The following is a 1,862-nucleotide window of genomic DNA, read 5'->3' on the forward strand; positions in this document are numbered from 1 at the left end:
CGGGGCGGGCCGCCAACGCGGCCCGGACCGCGGTCGTGTGGGACGCCCTCGTCGGACTGCTGGACCGGCTCGGGGACGGGCCCCTGGAGATCGTCGACGCGGGCGGGGGCACCGGCGGCGCCGCCGTCCCCCTGGCCGAACTCGGCCACCGGGTGACCGTGGTCGAGCCCAGCCCCGACTCGCTCGCGGCCCTGGAGCGCCGCGCCGCCGAGCGGGGCGTGTCCGTGCGCGGGGTCCAGGGGGAGACCCGCGACCTGGCCGCCCTGTTCGCGCCGGCCAGCGCCGACCTCGTCCTGGTGCACAACGTGCTGGAGTACGTGGACGACCCCGCCGCGGCGCTGCACGACGTGGTCGGCATCACCCGCGAGGGCGGTGCGGTGAGCCTGCTGGTCACCAACGCGGTCGCCGGAGCCCTGCACCGCGCGCTGGCCGGACACATCACCGAGGCCCACCACCTGCTCGGCGACCCCGACGGGCGCTGGGGCGAGGGCGACCCGATGCCGCGCCGTTTCACCCGCCAGCAGGTCCTGGAGCTGATCGGCCGGGCCGGGCTGTCCGGGGAGAGCGTCCGCGGCGTCCGCGCGTTCGCCGACCTCGTGCCCGGGCACGCCTGGGAGGGCGACGCCCACGCCGGGCAGCACCTGGTGGAGCTGGAGAGGGCCGCCGCCGAGCACCCCGAGCTGATCGGCATCGCCACCCAGCTGCACGTCGTCGCGCACCGCTCCTGAACCCCGGTACCGGGGGCCGGGGCGCCCCCGGCACGGCATAACCTGGCTGTATGAGCCGACGCCAACTGGAACGCGGCGCCGCGATGCGGGGCATGGTCTCCCCGGAGGGCATCGCGGCGCTGGACGCGGACTTCCCCGCGGACGGCTCCGGACCGGACGGCGACTGCCACATCCTGCACCTGGACATGGACGCGTTCTTCGCGAGCGTCGAACAGCTGCGCCATCCCGAGGCGCGCGGACGCCCGGTCATCGTGGGCGGCACCGGTCCGCGCAGCGTGGTCTCCTCCGCCGACTACCTCGCCCGCGCGCACGGCGTGCACTCGGCCATGCCCATGGCGCGGGCCCTGCGCCTGTGCCCGGACGCCCTGGTCTTCCCGCCCGACGGCCGCGCCTACCGCCAGGCGTCGGAGGCCGTCATGGACATCCTGCGCTCGGTGACGCCGCTGGTGCAGCCGCTCTCCCTGGACGAGGCCTTCCTGGACGTGTCCGGCGCGCGCCGCCGCCTGGGCGGGCCGGTGCGCATCGCCGCGATGATCCGCGAGCGGGTGCGCCGGGAACAGCGCCTGACCTGCTCCGTGGGCGTGGCCGCCACCCGCTTCACCGCCAAGCTCGGCTCCACGCACTGCAAGCCCGACGGCCTGCTCCTGGTGCCCACCGCCCACGTGCGCGGTTTCCTGGACCCGCTGCCGGTCGGGGCGCTGCCCGGGGTGGGGGACCGGACCGAGCAGACCCTGGCCCGGCTGGGCGTGCGCACGGTCGGGCAGCTGGCCCGCTACGAGCCGGACCTGCTGCGCATGGAGCTGGGCGACAAGGCCGGGACCCGCCTGGCCGAGCTGTCCCGGGGGGTGGACACCAGCCCGGTCGTGCCCGAGTCCCCGGACAAGAGCATCGGCTCGGAGGAGACCTTCGACGAGGACGTGGCCGACCCCGAGGTGGTGGACCGCGAGCTGCTGAGGCTGGCCGAGAAGGTCGGGCGCCGCCTGAGGGCCTCGGGGCAGGCGGGACGCACGGTGAGCGTGAAGCTGCGCCGCGGCGACTTCTCCACCATCACCCGGGCACGGACCCTGGCCGAGGGCACCGACGTGGCCCGCGAGATCAGCGCCGTCGCCCGCGAGCTCTACACCGCCTCCGGGT

At 76.2% G+C, this 1,862-nt stretch carries 2 protein-coding genes; both read left to right on the forward strand.

Translation table 11 applies throughout. The annotated features are described in order from the left end of the window. The coding region (locus DQW06_RS26230) for a methyltransferase domain-containing protein (protein ID WP_117199503.1) at positions 1-728 on the forward strand (728 nt) is incomplete at its 5' end. Positions 729-811: 83 nt separating this feature from the next. Further along, positions 812-1,862: DNA polymerase IV (dinB, locus tag DQW06_RS26235; protein WP_117199504.1), on the forward strand; the 1,051-nt coding region annotated here is incomplete at its 3' end.

The organism is Nocardiopsis sp. TNDT3 (genome assembly GCF_003427465.1).
Classification (GTDB): domain Bacteria; phylum Actinomycetota; class Actinomycetes; order Streptosporangiales; family Streptosporangiaceae; genus Nocardiopsis; species Nocardiopsis dassonvillei.